General features: G+C 56.0%; 1 pseudogene. It reads left to right on the top strand.

Annotation, left to right across the window (positions count from 1 at the left end):
- Window positions 1–84: 84 nt before the first annotated feature.
- A pseudogene (locus CSC74_RS17340) lies at window positions 85–357 on the top strand (aminotransferase class III-fold pyridoxal phosphate-dependent enzyme); the annotation flags it as partial.
- Between the last annotated feature and the right edge of the window lie 205 nt (window positions 358–562).

The raw sequence follows: 562 nt of genomic DNA, 5'->3' as shown, positions 1-562 counted from the left end.
GGCCCTGCCCGCGACGCCTTTCGCGATCATCAAAGCGTCGCGGGCAGGGCCCGCTCCTACAGGGAATCACAAATCGGAGTTTTCATGGACCACCTGGACACCCGCACCCTGCAACAGCTCGATGCCGCGCACCACCTGCATCCGTTCAACGACAACGCCGCGCTGGCGAAGAAAGGCACGCGCATTCTTACCCGTGGTGAGGGCGCTTACGTATGGGATGCCGAAGGCAACAAACTGCTGGATGCCTTCGCCGGGCTGTGGTGTGTCAACCTCGGTTACGGGCGCAAGGAGCTGGGCGAAGTTGCGTCCAAGCAGATGACCCAGCTGGCCTACTACAACAGCTTTTTCCAATGCACCAGAAAAAAAAAAAAACCTAGAAAAGAAGGGCACGAGGATTGCCTAGTAGTTATGGCTGGCTAAGGGTGAGAACGACGCGAATGCGGCTGATAGAAGTCGATTTGATGAAGGTATCGTAGTGCTTGGCGAGCAGTTATAAAGAGATTGAGAACTGTGACAGAGTCAGTCGTCGGGTGGGACACGACGACAGTGAGCGTACATAGCG

Origin of the sequence: Pseudoxanthomonas yeongjuensis (assembly GCF_010093345.1) — a bacterium.
Lineage (GTDB): Bacteria > Pseudomonadota > Gammaproteobacteria > Xanthomonadales > Xanthomonadaceae > Pseudoxanthomonas_A > Pseudoxanthomonas_A yeongjuensis.
This window is presented reverse-complemented; position numbering and strand designations above follow the sequence as displayed.